General features: G+C 37.5%; 18 protein-coding genes and 4 pseudogenes. 15 read left to right on the forward strand and 7 right to left on the reverse strand.

Features of this window, described 5'->3' with window-relative positions:
* Positions 1-60 precede the first annotated feature (60 nt).
* The 9 genes and pseudogenes from serC (at position 61) to J5A55_RS03375 (ending at position 9,561) form a co-directional block, all read left to right on the forward strand.
* Complete coding sequence (serC, locus tag J5A55_RS03340) at positions 61-1,131, forward strand: 3-phosphoserine/phosphohydroxythreonine transaminase (RefSeq protein ID WP_004383498.1); 1,071 nt, start codon at positions 61-63, stop codon at positions 1,129-1,131.
* A gap of 99 nt (positions 1,132-1,230) precedes the next feature.
* Positions 1,231-2,148: a 3-phosphoglycerate dehydrogenase gene (locus J5A55_RS03345; RefSeq protein WP_004383499.1), complete on the forward strand. Its 918-nt coding sequence runs from the start codon at positions 1,231-1,233 to the stop codon at positions 2,146-2,148.
* Between the two features lie 90 nt (positions 2,149-2,238).
* Positions 2,239-3,486, forward strand: a complete 1,248-nt coding sequence (locus tag J5A55_RS03350; protein WP_004383500.1) for a DUF1015 domain-containing protein — start codon at positions 2,239-2,241, stop codon at positions 3,484-3,486.
* A 20-nt stretch (positions 3,487-3,506) separates the two neighbouring features.
* Complete coding sequence (locus J5A55_RS03355; RefSeq protein ID WP_004383501.1) at positions 3,507-4,100, forward strand: IMPACT family protein; 594 nt, start codon at positions 3,507-3,509, stop codon at positions 4,098-4,100.
* 19 nt (positions 4,101-4,119) lie between these two features.
* A complete protein-coding gene (locus J5A55_RS03360; protein WP_004383502.1) occupies positions 4,120-6,504 on the forward strand; it encodes a TonB-dependent receptor domain-containing protein in 2,385 nt (794 codons plus the stop codon).
* A gap of 106 nt (positions 6,505-6,610) precedes the next feature.
* Entirely contained in the window at positions 6,611-7,018 is a 408-nt protein-coding gene (locus J5A55_RS03365) for an energy transducer TonB (protein ID WP_004383503.1), read from the forward strand.
* Between the two features lie 172 nt (positions 7,019-7,190).
* A pseudogene (locus J5A55_RS12530) lies at positions 7,191-7,238 on the forward strand (hypothetical protein); the annotation flags it as partial.
* 6 nt (positions 7,239-7,244) lie between these two features.
* Positions 7,245-8,090 (forward strand): IS256 family transposase, variant Zn-binding type, encoded by an 846-nt coding sequence (locus tag J5A55_RS03370; RefSeq protein ID WP_039851358.1) that lies wholly within the window; start codon positions 7,245-7,247, stop codon positions 8,088-8,090.
* Between the two features lie 273 nt (positions 8,091-8,363).
* Positions 8,364-9,561, forward strand: a pseudogene (locus tag J5A55_RS03375) (IS256 family transposase).
* Here J5A55_RS03375 and J5A55_RS03380 read toward each other — a convergent pair.
* The 3 genes and pseudogenes from J5A55_RS03380 to galE form a co-directional block, all read right to left on the reverse strand.
* Complete coding sequence (locus J5A55_RS03380; RefSeq protein ID WP_039851358.1) at positions 9,542-10,387, reverse strand: IS256 family transposase, variant Zn-binding type; 846 nt, start codon at positions 10,385-10,387, stop codon at positions 9,542-9,544. The pseudogene J5A55_RS03375 and the gene J5A55_RS03380 overlap by 20 nt on opposite strands.
* A 6-nt stretch (positions 10,388-10,393) precedes the next feature.
* A pseudogene (locus J5A55_RS12535) lies at positions 10,394-10,441 on the reverse strand (hypothetical protein); the annotation flags it as partial.
* 420 nt (positions 10,442-10,861) lie between these two features.
* The gene (gene galE / locus J5A55_RS03385; RefSeq protein WP_004383513.1) at positions 10,862-11,899 is read right to left on the reverse strand and encodes a UDP-glucose 4-epimerase GalE; all 1,038 of its coding nucleotides are present in this window, start codon (positions 11,897-11,899) and stop codon (positions 10,862-10,864) included.
* 171 nt (positions 11,900-12,070) lie between these two features.
* Here galE and J5A55_RS03390 point away from each other — a divergent pair, with 171 nt between their 5' ends.
* From J5A55_RS03390 to dapA, 6 genes and pseudogenes are all read left to right on the forward strand, one after another.
* On the forward strand, positions 12,071-12,517 hold the full coding sequence (locus J5A55_RS03390; protein ID WP_004383515.1) for a hypothetical protein: 447 nt from the start codon (positions 12,071-12,073) through the stop codon (positions 12,515-12,517).
* A complete protein-coding gene (locus J5A55_RS03395) occupies positions 12,514-13,770 on the forward strand; it encodes a type IX secretion system plug protein (protein ID WP_004383517.1) in 1,257 nt (418 codons plus the stop codon). Before J5A55_RS03390 ends, J5A55_RS03395 begins: the two co-directional genes overlap by 4 nt.
* Before the next feature lie 309 nt (positions 13,771-14,079).
* Positions 14,080-14,985: an IS982 family transposase gene (locus J5A55_RS03400; RefSeq protein WP_004383518.1), complete on the forward strand. Its 906-nt coding sequence runs from the start codon at positions 14,080-14,082 to the stop codon at positions 14,983-14,985.
* 137 nt (positions 14,986-15,122) lie between these two features.
* Positions 15,123-15,206 (forward strand): IS1/IS1595 family N-terminal zinc-binding domain-containing protein, encoded by an 84-nt coding sequence (locus J5A55_RS12540; protein WP_428842331.1) that lies wholly within the window; start codon positions 15,123-15,125, stop codon positions 15,204-15,206.
* A gap of 18 nt (positions 15,207-15,224) precedes the next feature.
* Positions 15,225-16,032 (forward strand): annotated as a pseudogene (locus tag J5A55_RS12505) (IS256 family transposase, variant Zn-binding type).
* Between the two features lie 1,458 nt (positions 16,033-17,490).
* On the forward strand, positions 17,491-18,375 hold the full coding sequence (gene dapA / locus J5A55_RS03410) for a 4-hydroxy-tetrahydrodipicolinate synthase (RefSeq protein WP_004383523.1): 885 nt from the start codon (positions 17,491-17,493) through the stop codon (positions 18,373-18,375).
* Positions 18,376-18,570: 195 nt separating this feature from the next.
* Here the strand turns inward: dapA and pyrF are convergent, their stop codons facing one another.
* From pyrF to J5A55_RS03430, 4 genes are all read right to left on the reverse strand, one after another.
* Positions 18,571-19,395: an orotidine-5'-phosphate decarboxylase gene (pyrF, locus tag J5A55_RS03415; protein WP_004383524.1), complete on the reverse strand. Its 825-nt coding sequence runs from the start codon at positions 19,393-19,395 to the stop codon at positions 18,571-18,573.
* Between the two features lie 132 nt (positions 19,396-19,527).
* Complete coding sequence (locus tag J5A55_RS03420) at positions 19,528-20,010, reverse strand: flagellar biosynthesis protein FliQ (RefSeq protein WP_211802939.1); 483 nt, start codon at positions 20,008-20,010, stop codon at positions 19,528-19,530.
* Between the two features lie 21 nt (positions 20,011-20,031).
* A complete protein-coding gene (gene prfA / locus J5A55_RS03425) occupies positions 20,032-21,144 on the reverse strand; it encodes a peptide chain release factor 1 (protein WP_004383527.1) in 1,113 nt (370 codons plus the stop codon).
* Between the two features lie 20 nt (positions 21,145-21,164).
* Positions 21,165-22,133: a membrane protein gene (locus J5A55_RS03430; protein ID WP_039851361.1), complete on the reverse strand. Its 969-nt coding sequence runs from the start codon at positions 22,131-22,133 to the stop codon at positions 21,165-21,167.
* Positions 22,134-22,136: the final 3 nt, after the last annotated feature.

Here is a 22,136-nt window from a genome sequence, read left to right on the forward strand (position 1 = left end):
AATACTGAAGTAAGAATAATAACTATACAACTTAAGTCAAACTTAAACTAAACAGATCAGATGAAGAAGTATAACTTTAATGCGGGTCCTTGTATCCTTCCTAGAGAAGTGATTGAGAATACTGCAAAACAGATTTTGGATTTCAATGGTATTGGACTATCTTTGGCAGAAATAAGCCATAGATCAAAGAACTTCCAACCAGTAATTGATGAAGCCTCAGCTTTAGTTAAGGAGCTTTTAGACGTTCCTGAAAGTTACTCCGTTCTCTTCTTGGGTGGTGGTGCCTCACTTGAGTTCCACATGATTCCAATGAATTTCCTTGTAAAGAAAGCTGGTTATCTGAATACAGGTGTTTGGGCAAAGAAAGCCATCAAGGAAGCTAAGATGTTGGGTGATGTTGTAGAAGTGGCATCTTCTGCTGATGATAATTACACTTATATTCCAAAGGGGTATGAGGTTCCAACAGATCTTGATTATCTTCACATCACTACCAATAATACCATTTATGGTACAGAACTTCACAATGATCCCGATGTTCCAGTACGTTTGATAGGTGATATGTCTTCAGACTTTTTGAGTCGTCCTGTTGATGTAGCAAAGTATGATTGCATCTATGGTGGAGCACAAAAGAACCTTTCAATGGCTGGTGTTACATTTGTTATCGTAAAGGATGACGCCTTAGGTAAGGTTGATCGTCAGATTCCAACAATGCTCGATTATCGTACACATGTAGATAAGGGTTCTATGTTTAATACACCTCCTGTTGTGCCAATCTATACAGCATTGGAAAATCTTCGTTGGGTGAAGGCTCAAGGTGGAGTAGAAGCAATGGCTAAGATTGCGAAGGAACGTGCTGACCTCCTTTATGGTGAAATCGATAGAAATAAGCTCTTCCGTGGTACTGTTAAGAATGAAGAAGATCGTTCTTACATGAATATCTGTTTCGTTCTTAATGATGAGTACAACGACCTTCAGCAAGAGTTCTTCGACTTCGCAACGGCTCGTGGAATGGTTGGTATTAAGGGACATCGCAGTGTTGGTGGTTTCCGTGCTAGCTGTTATAACGCTCAAACAATAGAAGGTGTTCAAGCTCTTGTTGATACAATGAAAGAGTTTGAAGCTCAACATTAATAACATTGTTGAATCTATAATTCATACATATCAGACTTGGTTATATATGGTCAAGTCTGAATCTAATCTTTACTAAAATTATACCTAAACATTGAAGCTATGAAGATTTTAATTGCAACTGAAAAGCCATTTGCACCTGCTGCTGTAAAGAATATAACATCAGAGTTAGAGGGTGCTGGACATGAAGTACTCCTATTAGAAAAGTATACAGATAAAGCTCAATTATTAGAAGCTGTAAAGGATGTCGATGCGATGATTGTTCGTTCTGACAAAATTACACCAGACGTATTAGATGCTGCTAATCAATTGAAGATTATCGTTCGAGCTGGTGCTGGTTATGATTCTATTGATACTAAATATGCTAAAGAAAAGAATGTTGTTGTAGAGAATACTCCTGGACAGAATTCTAATGCAGTAGCGGAGCTTGTCTTTGGTATGTTGGTATATGCAATCAGAAACTTCTATAATGGTAAGTCTGGTACAGAGTTAAAGGGTAAGAAACTTGGAATACTTGCATTTGGAAACGTTGGTCGTAATGTCGCACGTATTGCAAAGGGCTTTGATATGGATGTTTATGCTTATGATGCATTCTGCCCAGCCGAGGCAATCGAAGCTGCTGGAGTTCATGCTGTAAAGACACAAAACGATTTGTTCAAGGTTTCTGATGTTTTGTCATTACATATTCCTGCTACACCAGATACTATTAAGAGTATTAATTATGAAATGGTTAATCAACTTCCAAAGAAAGCAATCTTATTGAATACCGCACGTAAAGAGGTGATTAACGAAGAAGAACTCTTAAAGTTGATGGCTGAACGTGAAGATCTTAAATTCATTACAGACATCAAACCTGATGCTGACGAAGAGTTCTTGAAATTCACTGGGCGTTACTTCTCTACACCAAAGAAGATGGGTGCACAAACAGCTGAAGCTAACTTAAATGCTGGTGTAGCAGCTGCAAAGCAAATCAATGCTTTCTTTGAGACTGGTGACACTACTTTCCAAGTAAATAAGTAAATCTTAAACAAAACAAAGAATGATAGTCTAGAATAGTAATCATAACTTCTAGGCTGTCATACTTTTATTTACCTAAAAACCTATAATACAATGGCTATTATTAAACCGTTTAGAGGTGTTCGTCCTCCTAAGATGTTAGTTGAATCAATTGCAAGTCGTCCTTATGATGTACTGGATTCTGAAGAAGCACGCATGGAGGCGGGGGATAATGAGAAGAGTTTATATCACATTATCAAACCAGAGATTAATTTTGAATCTATTATAGATGAGTCTGACCCACGAGCTTATGATAGTGCAGTAGAGCACTTCCAGAAGTTTCAAGATAAAGGCTGGTTAGTTCAAGACGATAAGGATTGTTATTATATATATGCACAGACCATGAATGGTAAAACGCAGTATGGACTTGTGGTTGGTGCCTATGTTGACGATTATCTAAATGGAAATATTAAGAAACATGAGCTAACACGCCGTGATAAAGAAGAAGATCGAATGAAGCATGTTCGTGTTTGCAATGCGAATGTAGAGCCCGTATTCTTTGCTTATCCAGATAACAATGTATTGGACACATTGTTAAATCGCTATGCACAAACAACTCCAGAGTATGATTTTGTTGCACCTGACGATGGATTCCGTCACCAGTTTTGGGTTGTTAGTGATAAAGCTGACATCGATACGATTACTGAAGAATTTAAGAAGATGCCAAGCCTTTATATTGCAGACGGACACCATCGTTCAGCTGCTGCAGCCTTAGTAGGTGCAGAGAAAGCGAAGAATAATGCAGGACATAAAGGCGATGAAGAGTATAATTACTTCATGGCTGTTTGCTTCCAATCTAGTCAATTAACCATTCTAGACTATAATCGTGTAGTTAAGGACTTAAATGGCATGGAAGTTGCAGAGTTCTTACAAGCATTAGAGAAGAACTTTATTGTAGAACTAAAGGGAGAGGAAGAATATCGCCCTACCAAATTACATGAGTTCTCCTTATATATTGATCACAATTGGTATAGCTTAGAGGCAAAACCAGGTACATACGATGATACCGACCCTATAGGTGTGCTTGATGTTGACATCTCTAGTCGTTTGATCTTAGACGAACTAATGGGTATCAAGGATCTCCGTTCTGATAAACGCATTGATTTCGTTGGTGGTCTACGTGGGCTTAAGGAGCTTAAACGTCGTGTTGATAGTGGAGAGATGCGTTGGGCATTAGCACTTTATCCTGTCTCTATGCAACAGATTATGGATATAGCTGATAGTGGAAAGATCATGCCACCCAAAGCTACTTGGTTTGAGCCAAAGCTACGTTCTGGTCTTGTGATTCACAAGCTAGATTAGGCGATGGTTATTATTATTGAATGGACAACGATAAATATAAAACAATAACAGAAAAAGCAATAGGTGAGGGATTTTACTCTGAAAGTCGGAGTAAGTTCCTCGCTTTTGCCCATCATGTAGACTCTGTTGAACAAGCTTTAGAGATAGTAAAAGAGTATAGAAAGAAGTACTATAATGCGCGCCATTGCTGTTATGCTTACAGGATTGGCTTTATGGGAGAAGAATTCCGAATGAATGATGACGGGGAGCCATCATCTACTGCAGGTAAACCCATTCTAGGACAAATAGATAGCAATGGATTGACAAATACTCTTATTATTGTTGTACGTTATTTTGGTGGAGTCAAACTTGGTACAAGTGGACTAATAGTAGCTTATCGGGAAGCATCATCCGACGCCATTGCTCATTGTGACATTGAAGAAAGATTTATAGAAGAGCAGATTAAGTTTACTTTCTCTTATCCAATGATGAATGCAGTCATGAAGATAGTAAAGGATATGAATCCACGAATCATCAATCAAGTGTTTGATAATACTTGTGAACTAACCCTCTCTATTCGCAAATCTTATACAGACGAATTGAAAACCCGTCTGAATAAATTATCTTTTAAGTAACAAATATTTATTAAAGACTATGAAGTTTCTTTTGAAAGTAATCTTATCTTGTATTGGAATACTATATTCTATCTCATTGAGTGCACAGAATAATGCAAGCGGAAGGATTGTTGATGAGCAAAGTAAGGGAATTGATGCCGCTGTAGTTATGCTAATTTCTTTACCAGATAGTATCCTTATAGAAACGACACTTACTGATGATAATGGAGACTTTCAACTTCCAGAGCAAACAGGACATTTCCTTTTATATATAAGGGCATTAGGTTATAAAGAATTTAAGAAAGATATAACAATCACCGCATCGGAGATTCTTCCAACTATCCAGTTAGAAGCAGATAATGTTGTCTTGAAAGATGTTGTCGTTACAGCTCGCAAGTCACGTCCATTAACTAGCTTATCTAATGGTAAATTACAGATAAATGTGGCACAAACTTATCTTACCGATATCGGAAATGCTTTAGATGTTTTAAAGCATTCACCAGGAATATCGGTAAATAGTAAGGGAGATATATCTTTAGCTACCCTTGGAGGAACCGCCATATACATAAATGGAAAGAAACTTATGTTACAAGGAGAAGAGCTTTCTGCTTATCTTCGCTCTCTACCCTCATCTAAAATTACTCGCATTGAAAGTTCTACTAATCCTAATGCGAGTTTTGGTACTGATGGGGCAGGAGGAGTTATTAATATTATCTTGAAAAGCAATGAAAGAACTGGTACCTTCCTTACAACTTCACATAGTTTATCGTACTGGAAGAACATAAGACAAAACTCTGATATTTCATTCTCTTTCAACAAAAGCAAATGGCAATTAGGTTTGAACTATAGCCATAGCTTAGGACATTATGCAATGAAGTATGGCTTTGAGAAAGTTCAAGATGGCAATAAAAGTATATCAGAAACATCTGATACTGATAAGCGGAACACTTACTCTGTAGGTGTTGATTTCTCTTGGCAACCTAATCAAAAGAATAAATTGTATTTTAATAGTACGATGAATCTGCTTGTTGGACCTGGTCTGACAGAAACAACAACACAGGTATATAATGGTACCTCTACGTTAGATGGAATCCTAAAGGCACGCAATGACTATGTAAAGCAGAAGACGATTCAATACAATAACAGTATAAACTATCTATACCAACCGTCAGAAAGTCATCAATTATCTTTTTCTGTTGATTGGACACACTTTGATGGTAAAGCTCGTTGCCAACAACCCAATGATTATTTTTCATCTAATAACATACTTATTCGTTCTGATTTATTCTATTCTCAGCCTGACAAAGATATTGATATTTATGCCTTATTAGCTGACTATAAATATAAACCTAATGCACAGAATGAATGGCTAATAGGTGCTAAGACTTCATTGATAAAGAGTGATAATATCTTTCTTTTTAAAAAGAATGGGATAATAGACTCACAACGTTCAAATAGATTTAAGTACAACGAAGATAATATTGAGACTTATGCGCAATACACACTATCTTTGAATAAACTAGAGTTAAGTACTGGTCTACGTATGGAGTATATGTATACCAATAATAAGCTACACTCTTATGCTAACCAGTTGATAGAAGAAAATAATCGAAAGAAGTTGAATCTATTCCCCAACATGTCAGTATCTTATGCTTTCAATGATAAGAACAAAGTAGCTCTTTCATACAGTAGGCGACAAGATAAACCTCGGTATGAAGATCTAAATCCTTTTGAATATTTATTAGATGAGTTATCTTATTGGAAAGGCAATCCCTTTCTTAAGCCTCAGATAAGCAATAAGATTATACTGAACTATACATGGAGTAGTTTATCTTTAAGCTTATATTATAATAAGCTAGATGATTACTTTACATCACTTACCGATGTGTTTGAGCATAACAAGACGATAATGACAACTAAAAATATAGGCACACAACAGCAAATAGGAATAGAAGCGGTCTATTCTAAACGTCTTACTTCATGGTGGGATATTAATTCCAACATTGGATTTTACTATTTTGATAATAAATTGAATTACGAGAACTATAAACAAGAATATAAACGTCCATCATGTTTCTTATCCGCAAACAATAATTTTCATTTACCTTTGGGTATCGACCTAGAGCTTTCAGGACGATACTATTCAAAACGTCAAGGAGGAAGTTATGAAGTGAATAAGTCAACAGGTGGTATTGATTTAGACTTAAATAAATCATGGAATAATAATCGTTTCCGCCTATCACTATTGATGACTGATCTGTTACATACAGAGCGTTGGGATAGCTATGGAATAAAAGATAGCTTGAATCTATCGTCTTGGGGATATGGAGAAAGTCGGAAGATCATGTTGCGTTTCACTTATAGTGTTGGTAAACAAAAGTTTGAAAAAGAAGAAAAGAATCTTGAAGAATTAAAGCGATTGTAACTTCTTATTCTCTTAGAAATCTTTACTTTCGTAGTAGGTTATACTGATAGAGTTCTTACCGATTCTCAAAGAACATATCATCCAAACCTAATAAAGAAGAAGTCAAATGAAGAGATTTATATTCATATTATTTCTGTTTTTAGTGACGGATACGACTATAACTCAAGCATTCAGTAGCTTTCAAAATGATTTCGTAGAAAATGAAAAGAAGGTCTACACAGTTGTTGAAGAGATGCCAAGCTTTAAAGGTAACGTTAATACTTGGTTAATATCTCACCTTCGTTTTTCCAAACGGACAATTAGAGAAGGAGTATATGGAAGAGTGATGGTAAAGTTTATTGTAAAGTCAGATGGTAAATTGTCTGATTTTAGTATTTACAGAAGCACTAACCATGAGCTTGATACGAAAGTACTTCGTGTAATAAAGAAGATGCCTAAATGGAATCCAGGAAAGCATAACGGGATTCCCGTCTCATGCTATTATATCTTACCCATCGTTTTTTGCCCACAATAATAATCCTATATATTGATAGATATGAAAAGGAGGTAAACAATAAGTAACAGTGTTTACCTCCCGTTTGTTTTAAGATAAAAGGCGTAATGGACATTTGGTAGGCTGAAACCTCTCGGAATTCTTTTATTTACTACCTTTGCAGCATTTGAAAACCTATGAATAAAAAAACTGTATCTTCTGTAATAGCTCAAATGTTAAAAAGAATGGGCATCAACGTTCTGTTCAGATGTATTCCTGCAAGGATTGTGGTAGACAATTTCAAGGTGGTCTGCGTATAAATAATATTTCTCTATGTAATGACTATCTGACGGCAAATCGAACGATATCTGATCTATCCACTCTTTATAAATGTTCAGAGCGAACCATACGACGTAGGTTGAGCTTAGTGGTAGATAGCTTTACTGCTACTTACCCCAAATCTGCAGTAATAATATTGGATACAACATACTTTTCCAGGACATTTGGTGTGATGCTTTTTCAGGATGCTTCATCAGGCAAAATACTCTATCGCAAGTTTGTCAAAAACGAAACTAACAGAGATTATCTTGATGGACTTTGGTATATTGCGGAACGTGGAACTATGATAAAAGCAGTGGTGTGTGATGGGCATATAGGACTTTTACAAGCTATAAGTTTCTGTCCCGTACAAATGTGTCAATTTCACCAATTTCAGATAGTTAGAAGACTCCTTACTAACAACCCACATTTGCCTGCAGGCGTTGAACTATTGGCATTAATGAGAAGGATGTTCTATATGAAAAAAGAAGAGTTTATAACCGCTTTTGATAAATGGTGTGATAAATGGAAAGAGTTCCTAAATGAACGAACTCTCCTAATCTCGGGTAAGACAACTTATACACACAGAAGACTGAGAACGGCAAGACGTTCTATTAAGACACATCTGCCATGGCTCTATACGTGCGAGCAGCATCCAGATATACAAATACCTAATACAACAAACCTGTTGGAAGGATTTAACTCACAACTTAAAAGAGCACTGCATAATCATAATGGATTGAATGAAGCTAACAAGAAGATGTTTATAGATGGATTCATAAATACAAAAAAGTAGGCTGGAATAACCAGCCTACCAAATGTCCATTACTAAAACCCGAGAGGTTTTCAGCCTACCAAATGTCCATTACGCCAGATAAAATAGTTTTTAGGATAAATAACTTAGAGTACAGTCTATAGACCAAACTTACTCTTCATTTATACGCCAGTTCGGGTTAAGTTTAGTATACAAATAGTTCTAACAGCCTTGCTCTTTGGTAGTGTCCTATAAAAGTGTGTAAGCTCATTTAATTCTTATCTTTGTATATGAAAACCATAAAGAAATGAACAAATGAAGCTTACACATTCACAAATTTCGGAAATTCTTTCGAATTACACAAGCAGTAGCGAGGGTTTTGTCACCCTTCAGTCTTTAATTATGAACTCTCTGATGTTTCATGAGCGGGAGCTTTTCGTCAGCGCAAACGGCAATGAGCAATGCAATGGTTTCCGTTCTCGCCATTGGTACAGTCACGGCTTTGAGTTTTCCCTGCGCGTTCCCCCGCAGCCGCAACTTCTATCCCGTTCTCCTGGGCCTGATACGCAATGAGAGCGAGGAACGTGCGAGGCTGTTCAACCTTCTCTACACCAAGGGACTTACTACGCAACAGATAGGTGAGATCTCCGACAGCATCTATGGCCGCGCTTACAGCAGGCAGCAGGTCTCCTATCTGTCCAGGAGTTGCCGTGAGGACGTTGAGCTGTGGCTCGGCCGTGCCTTGTCCCCGCATTACTTAGCCGTCTACATTGACGCCACCTTTATCTCCACCCGCAGGGACGGGCAGGTATCCAAAGAGGCCTACTATACCATGCTGGGGGTGTTGGAGGACGGAAGCAGGGAAGTGCTCACCGTAGTCAACCATCCCACGGAAGGGGCCGTATGCTGGAAGGAGGAGCTTGAGGCGTTGAAGGAAAGGGGCGTCGAAAGGATTGACCTTGTCGTTTCCGATGCGCTGCAAGGCATAGAGAATGCCGTCTGTGCTGCCTTTCCTCAGGCAGCCCACCAGTTCTGTGTGGCACATGTCAAGCGACAGATACTTGGTAGCGTATCCCATAAGGATAAGCCGGCAGTGGCTCAGGAACTTGGCGAAGTGTTCTCCTTGGAGAACAAAGAGATGAAATCCTTGCAGGGATACGAACATTTCATTACTTTTGTGAACAAATGGGAAAAGAAGTATCCAACCTTGAGAAGGTATAAGGCGGAGCGTAACGCAGCTTACTTCACGTACATGGACTTCCCCATAGAAGTACAAAGGTGCATATACACGACCAACTGGATTGAAAGGCTAAACAGAAAATACAAGAGAACCATAAGTATGAGGATCTCTATGCCGTCAGACAAGTCAGTGATATTCCTATTGGCTGCTGTGGCTATGGAGGAAACAAAGAAGACATATGCCAGAAGAATATATCAATTTAAAAACTGGAAAGAGAGGCGTAATGGACATTTGGTAGGCTGGTTATTCCAGCCTACTTTTTTGTATTTATGAATCCATCTATAAACATCTTCTTGTTAGCTTCATTCAATCCATTATGATTATGCAGTGCTCTTTTAAGTTGTGAGTTAAATCCTTCCAACAGGTTTGTTGTATTAGGTATTTGTATATCTGGATGCTGCTCGCACGTATAGAGCCATGGCAGATGTGTCTTAATAGAACGTCTTGCCGTTCTCAGTCTTCTGTGTGTATAAGTTGTCTTACCCGAGATTAGGAGAGTTCGTTCATTTAGGAACTCTTTCCATTTATCACACCATTTATCAAAAGCGGTTATAAACTCTTCTTTTTTCATATAGAACATCCTTCTCATTAATGCCAATAGTTCAACGCCTGCAGGCAAATGTGGGTTGTTAGTAAGGAGTCTTCTAACTATCTGAAATTGGTGAAATTGACACATTTGTACGGGACAGAAACTTATAGCTTGTAAAAGTCCTATATGCCCATCACACACCACTGCTTTTATCATAGTTCCACGTTCCGCAATATACCAAAGTCCATCAAGATAATCTCTGTTAGTTTCGTTTTTGACAAACTTGCGATAGAGTATTTTGCCTGATGAAGCATCCTGAAAAAGCATCACACCAAATGTCCTGGAAAAGTATGTTGTATCCAATATTATTACTGCAGATTTGGGGTAAGTAGCAGTAAAGCTATCTACCACTAAGCTCAACCTACGTCGTATGGTTCGCTCTGAACATTTATAAAGAGTGGATAGATCAGATATCGTTCGATTTGCCGTCAGATAGTCATTACATAGAGAAATATTATTTATACGCAGACCACCTTGAAATTGTCTACCACAATCCTTGCAGGAATACATCTGAACAGAACGTTGATGCCCATTCTTTTTAACATTTGAGCTATTACAGAAGATACAGTTTTTTTATTCATAGGTTTTCAAATGCTGCAAAGGTAGTAAATAAAAGAATTCCGAGAGGTTTCAGCCTACCAAATGTCCATTACGCCGAAAGAGAGAATAAAAAACGAATGGAAAGAGAGAATAGAATAGAAGGAATATTTACACACTTTGAAAGACAGTACCTGCTCTTTCCATATAGACAGGTAGTGCTTTAGTTTTATTCTCGTAAAAAAATATGCCGTAAGGGGAACATAGACTTGCCTGATCTCTATGCTATGACTTCTAACTGCATAGTTTCACAAAGGATACTGAACAAAATTATCCCCCGATTCACATCGGGGGATAACAACAACACAAACACAAAATAAAGCAGGATTCCCTGCATTACTGTCTATGAAAAATTCTATTTAGTTGATTATTAATGATTTTAATCTATTACATAACTCCATCTGCCCTTAGCTTCTCTTGCCATTTCCATGCAGAGGCGAGAACATCAGATAGTGGAGTTTCGACCTTCCAACCTAATACTGTATTGGCCTTGGTGCAATCGCCCCAAATCTTCTCTATATCTCCTTCACGACGTGGACCAAACTTCCAATTAACCTTCACACCTGTTGCTCTTTCGAAGGTTTCAACAATCTCACGGGTTGTATTACCATGCCCTGTGCCGATATTGAAATATTCTATGTTATCAGAATTCTTATCCAATATACGTTTCATTGCTGCTACGTGTGCCTTTGCTAGGTCTACAATATAGATATAATCACGAATGCAAGTGCCATCAGGCGTATTGTAATCGTTACCGAAGATGGTTAATTCTTTTCTAATTCCCATTGCTGTCTGCGTAACGAATGGAATCAAGTTGTTAGGAACGCCGTTAGGTAATTCACCAATCAATGCTGAAGGATGTGCTCCAATTGGATTAAAATAACGCAAAACAATACTCTTGATATTTGCACCGCTATGAATATAGTCTAGGATTATCTGCTCGTTAATCTCCTTAGTGTTACCATAAGGAGAGGTTGCCTTTTGGTGTGGAGCATCTTCGGTTACTGGCAAATTCTCTGGGTTAGGTTGACCATAAACGGTACAAGAACTAGAGAAGATGATTCCCTCAACGCCATATTCAGGCATCAATTCAAGTAAATTAACCAGTGAAACAATATTATTTCTGTAGTACATTAATGGTTTCTGTACACTCTCCCCTACTGCCTTTGATGCAGCAAAGTGGATAATACCTTCAATCTTAGGATATTTACGGAATACATTCTCTGTTGCTTCGCGATCACGAAGGTCTACCTGTTCAAAAGCAGGACGTACACCTGTTATCTTTTCAATACCATCTAATACCTCAATCTTAGAATTAGATAAATCATCTACTATAACGACATCATAACCAGCTTCTATCAGTTCAACACTTGTATGAGAACCAATAAAACCAGTACCACCTGTAACAAGAATTGTTTGTTTCATTTGCTTTTTAGGATTACTTTCAGCCTTGGCTAGCCTTAACCAAGGCTGGTTGCAAAGATAACGCTTTTTTCATTATCAACAAAAAAAGAACGTAAAAAAAACGGCTAGGTATTATAAAACAGAAAACTTTTCGTATATTTGCCTCCATAATAAATAAATATTATATCAACGATGAAAGTAGCCGAACAGACTCTGCAACAAATTGAACGTTTCTTAAAGAAAATCGCACAGAAATTCACAGCTAGTGATTGCAATATGTCTATGACTGATCTTCATTTACGCGCTTCTCAAGATAGTGGCGACCTGATGGCATTCGATGATAACGATAACGAAATTACTCGTTGTGTTATCGAAGAATGGATTGATAACAAGAGCGATAACTTTTATCCAGAGATAGCATTAGTACTACGTTCTGAGATGAATAGTATTAAAGATATAATAGAGAATCTTTCAATTATGAAACCTTATAGCTTTGTGCTAGAAGATGATGATAAGAATTGTATAACGGAATTGTATCTTGTTGATGATGATTTAGGAATCATTGGCGGTGATCTTATGCAAGGACTAGACAAGGATTTAGATAGTTTCCTTCAAAATATTTTGGAAGAAGACGCATGAGACAGCTGCTCCTTACATCCTATTGCCTCTTATTATCATTCTTTCCTATAAGTATCTCCGCACAGAGACACGAGATTATCGATAATAATATTCGGTCATTGCAGGTCGTTGCTAATCAGAATTGGCTAACATTACCTATAATGTATCTAAACGGCGGCAAGATTAGCATTGATTTTGATGATCTTACGCATACTTATCGACGAATGACTTATAGCATAGAACATTGTGAAGCTGATTGGAAAACATCAGAAAATCTCTTTGATAGTGATATTGCCGACGGCTTTCTCAATGATAATTTAATAGACGATGTTAAAGAGTCTACCTTAACTAACACCTTATACACACATTATCATCTGGAAATTCCAAACAAGGATTGTCAACCAAAGATCTCTGGTAATTACCGATTAACTGTATTTGATGACAACAAAAAGCCTTTGCTTACAGCATACTTTATGCTTATTGAGCCTGCAGAAAACGCAATGGGCGTTAAACTGAGTGTGACAACTCAAACGGATGCCACGATTAATGATGCAAATCAGCAGGTTGAAATGGCCGTAAATTATGGGAATTATATTGTTTCTAATCCACAACAACAAATTAAAACTGTTGTATTACAAAACCGTAACTGGTTAGATGCTAGATGGAATAGCAAACCACAATATGTAATGAATAATGGTTTACAATGGATTCATGATAAGGACTATATCTTTTGGGGAGGCAACGAATATCGTAAATTTGAACTTCTTTCGACGGACGTTGCTTCAATGGGCATAGATCATGTGGCTTGGGATGGAAGTAATTTCCATGCTTATCCTTTTATCACAACACCATTATTAAATTATATCTATGAAGAGGATGCTGACGGTGCTTTCCTTATACGTAATTCAAATAATATAGAAAGCAATACAACAAGTGACTATGCCATCACGCATTTCCAACTAAACGTGCCAGAACCTGCTCCTTATCATATCTATTTAAACGGTGATTGGACTTACAGTCGCTTATTACCGCAATATGAAATGATCTATAACCCTACAAAGAAATGCTATGAAGCCGCCTTACCTTTAAAGTTGGGTTATTACAATTATCAATTCATAGCAGTAAATAATCAAGGGAAGTTAGTACCCTTTACTATTGATAATAGCCATTACCAAACAGAGAACAGCTATCAAGCTCTTATTTATTTCCGTCCGCAAGGTGGAAGAACCGATAAGCTCGTAGGTTATAACAATATTAGATTTACAAGAAGATAAAAGAATGTTATTACTCTGGAATTAACCAACGGCTCTTTGTATTCTCCTTTCTCATTCGTCTCTCTTGTGATTTTAGTAATTATTGGTGCCCAGTAAAAACTGATAGAAAGTTCTATTAGTCTTTGTACGTCGGGGATATAGCTACTTTTTATCAATGGAGCTTACTTTTTATTTCAAATTATTGCTGTCTGGTAAAACTTAAATTAACGTGAGTTCGACGAATTATAAGTGTCTATAGATTTGGTGATTAGCGAAATTTGTTGTAACTTTAAGGAGCTAATATACAAGTAGTTACAAACAAAGATCGCTATGATCACCGAGGACAAAGTTACAGAAATATTTTGTATGGCAGACGACTTCTGCAAGTTTTTTGATGCAATGACAGCAAAATATACGCTAAAACCTACAGGAAAAAGGAAATACCATCGAAATTCTACAATGTCAAAGGCAGAAGTTATGTTAATAATGATTCTTTTCCACGATTCTGGTTATCGTTGCTTCAAACATTTCTATCTTGAAAAAGTATGCAAGCAGCTTCGCCATCTGTTTCCAAAAGTTGTTTCTTATAACCGTATAGTAGAATTGGAAAGGGAGGTAGCCGTACCCTTAACCTTGTTTATCAAGAAGGTTCTATTGGGCAAATGCACGGGTATAAGCTTCGTTGACAGCACACCACTGCGTGTCTGCAAAAACCAAAGAATACATATTCACAAGGTTTTCAAAGGCATAGCTCAAAGAGGAAAATGCTCTATGGGTTGGTTCTTTGGCTTCAAGTTGCATTTGATTTGCAATGAGAAAGGAGAACTTCTCAACTTTATGATAACGCCAGGAGATATTGATGACCATAAGCCTTTGGAGTACAAAGCATTCATAGATTTTATATATGGTAAGCTATTCGGTGACAAGGGCTACATCGGCAAGAATCTTTTTCAAAAGCTTTTCGTTGACGGAATACAGCTTATTACCAAATTGAAAAGTAACATGAAAGGAGCGTTAATGAGTGTTTCAGACAGACTTTTACTCAGAAAAAGAGCCATTATAGAGACGGTGAATGATGAACTAAAGAACATTGCGCAGGTGGAACACTCCAGACATAGATGCTTTGACAATTTCATCGTCAACTTATTAGGGGCAATTGCTGCATATTATCTATTGCCAAAGAAGCCCTGCATCAATGTACAAAGGATCATGGACACACAGCTTGCATTATTCTGAATTCGTCGAACTCACGTTAAATATCATCAAAAATAGATAGTTCTTGGCGTAATGGACATTTGGTAGGTTGAAACCTCTCGAAACACTTTTATTTACTACCTTTGCAGCATTTGAAAACCTATGAATAAAAAAACTGTATCTTCTGTAATAGCTCAAATGTTAAAAAGAATGGGCATCGACGTAATATTCAGATGTATCTTTGCAAGGATTGTGGTAGGTAATTTCAAGGTGGTCGCCGTATAAATAATTGTTCTCTATGGAATGACTACTTGACGGCAAATCAAACGATTTCAGATCTATCCTGTCTTCATAAATGTTCAGAACGAACCATACGACGTAGGTTGAGCTTAGTGGTAGATAGCTTTACTACTACTTACCCCAAATCTGCAGTAATAATACTAGACACAACATACTTCTCCAAAACATTTGGCGTGATGCTGTTTCAGGATGCTTCATCGGGCAAAATTCTCTATCGTAAGTTTGTCAAGAACGAAACCAATAGAGATTATCTTGATGGGCTTCGTTATATTGCAGAGCGTGGAACTATAATAAAAGCAGTGGTATGTGATGGGCACATGGGGCTTCTACAATCTATACATTTCTGTCCAGTACAAATGTGTCAATTTCACCAATTTCAAATAGTTAGAAGACTCCTTACTAACAACCCACATTTGCCTGCAGGCGTTGAACTATTGGCTTTAATTAGAAGGATGTTCTCTTTGAGAAAAAAAGAGTTTATAACAGCTTTTATGAAATGGTGTGAGAAATGGAAAGAGTTTCTAGATCAACGAACTCTATTGACTTCAGGCAAGACAACCTATACACATAGAAGGCTGAGAACAGCAAGGCGTTCTATTAAGACACATCTAACATGGCTCTATACGTATGAGGAGCTTCCAGATATACAGATTACCTAATACAACAAACCAGTTGGAAGGATTTAACTCACAACTTAAAAGAGCATTACATAATCATAATGGATTGAATGGAACTAATAAAAAGAAGTTTATTGATGGATTTATAAATACAAAAAGTAGGCTGGAATGACCAGCCTACCAAATGTCCATTACTAAAACCCGAGAGGTTTTCAGCCTACCAAATGTCCATTACGCCTAGTTCTTTGACATATTGAGTATGAGATGGAAGAGAGTCTAGCTTCGTTATAAGCTCTTTTTAAGTTTACTTTTTCAAGTGCTGAAATTCTTATTAAAGTAGCCATCCCTGTTATTGAATACGGACTTTTGTTCTTATACTTTATCTTGGCAATTAGAAGATATGTGATAATTGCAGCCCAAAGATGGATGCTTACCGCATTCTTTGAAAATTCCCATAAAGTCTTGACAACAATATTCTGTTTTATCCATTTGAAGAAGATTTCAATATCCCATCTTGTGTCTATCGAGATTTGTAATTTCCAATGCTTCAATCTCAAAGTTATTGGTTATGAATTCGACTTCATTACCATTGATGGCATCATTATAACATACTTTTCGGGTATATTCTGAATATAGCTTTGGGGATTTGTAAGTAGTTAGGCGTATTGTAAAATCGCCTCTTACTCCAGTGCTTACATCAAAGGCCTCTTTGTGATCTACAATCTCATATCGCATGTTAGCTTTTGGTCGGCAAATCCAAAATGCATCAGTCTTATGAAACCAATATAATACTTCAAAATCCACATATACCTTATCCATCATGTAAAATGCAAGTGGCTCTGGGTCAATCTTATCCTGTTCGTTGCTGTCATGCCATTGTCGTCTGTAATATGAATACTGGTAGGAATGCTTCCACGTAAATCAAGTAAAGTGTGCATTTTAACAGCTCTTTTACTATATTTACTCAACGCCCAGGTGGCAAGCACTATGGCTTATGGATATTGTTGTGGAGTCTAAAGCATAAAGTATATTTTACACCGATTTCATCTTATTTATGGAAAATCTGCAAAATGATGAATTTGCCATAATGGCTGAAAAAGCAAATGCTCCACCAAAAGAACTTGATTTATGTCATTAGGGAGGAGATTTCAAGAATAAATGCGGAATTATCTATATAAAGGCAATACCGCAAGGATTTTTATGCGAATTAAGTTTTACTGGACAGCAATAATACTTAAACATCAATCATGCTTTAAGTTAATGTGTGATGTTATACAAGTTTGTATAAAAGGCTATACAAACTTGTATAAAGTCGTTTATCAAGTATAAGGGCGAATGTTGTTTAAGTTAAAGTATGGTTGCCTTCTACCTTAAAGTACGATTGTCGTTTAAGTATAAGTACGATCGTTGTTTAAGTTAGAGTAGGATAATCGACTAAATATACTGTAAAAGGTCGATTCATTTATGTTACCCTGATAAGATAAAAGGAGTAATCCTTTGATGATTGGTAATTAATTATTATATTTGCAACAACATTGGAATTATCTCTTAGACCATATATAGGATATAAACTACAATATACTTAGCATTGGCGGGTAATTGTAGAAGGTCTCTTTAAGACAGTTTTACTATGCAGAATGTTTTTCATGGATTAGGTATAGCCTTAATTACTCCCTTCAAAGAAGATGGTAGTATAGATTATGACGCACTTGTGAGTCTAGTTGAATATCAATTAGCTAATGGTGCTGATTTCTTTTGTATTTTAGCGACAACAGGCGAGGCTCCTTGCTTGACTCGTGAGGAAAAGGATGAGTTGACACGTGTTGTAAAGAAGGTGGTTAATGGTCGTGTACCTATCTTGAAGTATTGCGGTGGGAATAATACAGCTGCTGTCGTAGATGAGATAAAGACGACAGACTGGCAGGGGATTGATGGTATTCTAAGTATCTGTCCCTATTACAACAAACCAAGTCAAGAGGGGCTTTACCAGCATTTCAGGGCTATTGCACAAGCTAGTCCTTTACCCATCGTAATGTATAACGTGCCTGGTAGAGTAGGTGTGAATATGACGGCAGAGACAACTGTACGTATTGCGTCAGAGTTTGATAACGTGGTTGCTATTAAAGAAGCGTCAGGGAATTTAGAGCAGGTTGATGAGATTATCAAGAATAAGCCTAAGCACTTCGAGGTTATTAGTGGCGATGATGCTTTGACATTCCCAATGATTGCCAGTGGGGCTGTTGGAGTTATCTCGGTTATTGGCAATGCACTTCCTAAGGAGTTCTCTCGTATGATTCGTCTTGAGTTTAATGGAGAGTATGAGCCAGCAAGAAAGATACATCATCAGTTCACAGAGTTGTATAAACTTCTCTTTGTAGATGGTAATCCTGCTGGTTGTAAGGCTCTGTTGAATGATATGGGAATGATAGAGAATGTGCTCCGTCTTCCTTTGGTTCCAACGCGCATAGAGACAAAGCAGAAGATGAATGAAATTCTGAAGGGATTGAGAATATAAGTTGATAATCTTAACGATAAAAAGTGAAAAAGAGATAGAACGGTAAAGTTCTATCTCTTTTTTATGGTTCTATTAGTTGGATGATAGTCTAATGTTTGCAACAATCTGTTTTATTGTTCGTTTGTATAAGCCCTTAACTTTTTTCTTGGTAAGTTCGTCAGCTTATGTGTTGAATCCTTTGGGCTTTATGTTGGCTTATTTAATAGCTTCTAACTCGATAGCCATTTCTTGTTGCAACTCCTTTGCTTTCTGGGCTGCCATCTCAGCAAAGTCTTTGTCCTTGCCAGCGTAAATGATACCACGAGAAGAATTGACAAGTAAACCGCAATCCTTTGTCATTCCATATTTACATACCTCTTGTAAGCTACCACCTTGTGCACCAACGCCTGGTACTAAGAGGAAGTGGTTGGGAGCTATACGACGAATGTCCTCAAACATTTTGCCTTGTGTTGCACCAACTACATACATGAGGTTTTCTGTAGTTCCCCATTCTTGCGACTTCTTTAATACCTTCTCAAAGAGTCGTTCGCCTTGTTGATCTTCTGTTAATTGGAAGTCGTGACTACCTTTATTGCTAGTGAGTGCGAGAAGGATAACCCACTTACCATCATACTCAAGGAAGGGCTTCACACTGTCTTCACCCATGTAAGGGGCAACTGTGACGGAATCAAGGTTATACTCCTCAAAGAAGGTCTGGGCATACATCTTAGAGGTATTGCCAATGTCACCACGCTTTGCATCGGCAATGATAAAGTGATTAGGGTGATTCTCCTTTAAATACTTGATTGTCTTTTCGAAAGCAACCATACCCTTGAGTCCATAGCACTCATAGAAAGCAAGATTGGGCTTATAGGCAACGCAATAAGGTGCTGTTGCATCAATGATTGCCTTGTTGAAAGCAAAGATTGGATCCTCCTCCTTTTTCAAGTGTTCAGGGATTTTATTGATGTCAGTGTCCAGTCCGACACACAAAAAAGTCTTCTTAGAGAAGATCTCGTTGATTAGTTGTTGTCTGTTCATATTAGGTGTTTAATTAATTATCATGAGGAAAGAAAAGAAACCCTCGTTAGTCCCACACGGTTTATCGTGTTTCGGACAAACGAGGGTGTCTGTCCCTACCTTTATCTCTTCTTATCTTGTTAGATTCATTATTTATTCTTGTTCTAATGGCTTAGAAGTAGAAGTGGAGACATGCCATACGCCAAACAATATACCAAGTAGAGATGCAACGGCTGTAGATATCATTATCGTTTGATTTATACTATCTGCAAAATGAACCACAAGGAGTGTTGAACCGCATAAGATGATTGCAGCAATAATTGCACATATAATTGATGCAAGTTTCTTCTTAGCTCGTGCTACAGGTGTTGTTGCAGTCATTGCCACGACAAGCATAGCATACTTTGCAAATAAGAAGAAGCAATTAACGATGATACTAACAGTACTAGCTTCATCGAAGTTCGATAAGATACGGCGAACAATGAACCCATAAGCAAGCTGGATGATGAGCATAGCAATAAGTCCTGCTGGCAATGTGAGTAGCCATCTAAGTGCAGGGTTCCATGTTTTGACCAATCTTAAATCATAGTTTTCATCAATGTCTAACTTACCTGGCTTTTTTTGTTTTGTCTCCATTCTGTAATGTTTTAAAGTGTTTTATAATTCGTTCTCTTTTAACTTCTCTGCGTTCTCTGCAACAGTCAGCGCATCAATCATCTCTTGAATCTCACCATTCATGAATCCTTGTAAGTCATGAGTTGTGAAACCTATACGATGATCGGTGACACGTCCTTGTGGGAAGTTATAAGTACGAATCTTGGCACTACGATCACCTGTTGAAACGAGAGTCTTACGACGTGAAGCAATATCATCAATATACTTTTGGTGTTCGTGATCATATATATAGGTATAAAGGCGACTCAAAGCACGCTCTTTATTCTTTGGCTGGTCGCGGGTCTCAGTACATTCAATAAGAATCTCCTCAACCTCACCAGTATTAGGATTCTTCCATGGGTAACGCAAGCGCACACCAGACTCAACCTTATTGACATTCTGACCACCAGCACCACTCGAACGGAAGGTATCCCACTTGATATCACCTTCGTTAATATTAACTTCAAACTTATCAGCTTCAGGTAACACAGCTACTGTAGCTGCTGATGTGTGCATACGTCCTTGTGTCTCTGTCGCTGGTACACGTTGTACACGGTGCACGCCTGACTCATACTTCAGTGTTCCGTAAACGTTCTCACCTTCTACGGCGAAATCTATCTCTTTAAAGCCGCCTACAGCACCTTCGGATACAGATGTTATTGATAGCTTCCAACCTTTCTTATCGCAATAACGTTTGTACATATTGAAGAGGTCGCCTGCGAAGAGTGCTGCCTCATCACCACCAGCTCCACCACGAATCTCCATCTGGACATTCTTTGCGTCTTCTGGATCTTTTGGTACAAGTAGAATCTTAATTTCTTCTTCAAGTCTTGGCTGTAGTTCCTCATTCTCTGCGAGTTCCTCACGTGCCATCTCTTTCATCTCTGCATCACTCTCGTTAGCTATGATATCCTTAGCCTCCTTTATGGTTGTAAGGCAAGTGATGTAACGCTTGCGAGCATCCATAATGTCGCCAAGATCCTTATATTCCTTTGTCAGCTTAACGTAGCGTGACTGGTCTGCTATAACACTCGGGTCAGTAATGAGTGTTGATACCTCTTCATAACGGGCTTCTAGTCCGTCAAGTTTCTGTAATATATTGTTGTTATCAATCATAATTTTTATGGGTGGAGTTATTATACATCTTCCGTAAATTCTTCTTCGGTAGTTGGAATATGCTTATCTATACAATGTTCCTGTATCTCTTTATCCGACTTAGGATATTTATCACAAATATTTTCCAATGCAGCTTTAGAAGCCGTAAAATGTTTCTCGTCTGCCGTTAATGTAGCCTCAACAGACTTAATGAAATCTTTAAAGTTAGGATTAATTTCACAAAGCTTACTAACTGTTTTAAAGTCTATCTGTCGGTCTTTAGCTTCTAACCAGATTTGACTCTCGTATGGATTAGATTTCAATAGAATGAAACCAATGCCAAAGGAATGATTAAGACGTGCGAGTTCTTCTTTAAGATCTCTATTGATCTCAAATGCAACGAGATATCCTTTGTTAGCCCAACTAGAGTTAGAAACGGCTTGAAAGAAACATTTCTTTAGCTCATAATCATTATCAATCCTACGTTTTAATTCGTATGAATACAGTTGTAGAGAGTCTTTCTTGCTTATAGCTTTGAACAATGAATTGCTAATTGTATTTGTTTGTTCAACAAACCTTACTCCAATGATGTCTGGATGTATCCATTTCTGATGTTCATCATCTTTCTTAGACTTCTCATGGAAGATAGTCTTTGCCATAATCCCTTGATGATGTAAAAAGCAGCAAAGGAGTGGATGAAGATCTCGTTCATGAAAGGTTATATTGGATATACCGATTTGTGCTTGTGTGGCAGTTATATTTTCTATATTCTTAGAATATTCACTAAGATAATAACAGTATATATTCTTCTCATTTTTAAAACGTCCAATACGAGTATCTCCCTTTTTAGCCATTGTAACTAAATTGGCAGACACAGTTGAATCAGGTGTCTTAGCTTTTGTGTTAAACTGAAAGATACCTTTATCTATTATATTTTGATAGATCTCTTTCGCTTGTGCTCCTTGGGGGAAGTCCTCCAAACTTACTAGTATGGCTTCTTTTATTGTCATGAT

The organism is Prevotella veroralis, from assembly GCF_018127765.1.
GTDB classification, from domain to species: domain Bacteria; phylum Bacteroidota; class Bacteroidia; order Bacteroidales; family Bacteroidaceae; genus Prevotella; species Prevotella veroralis.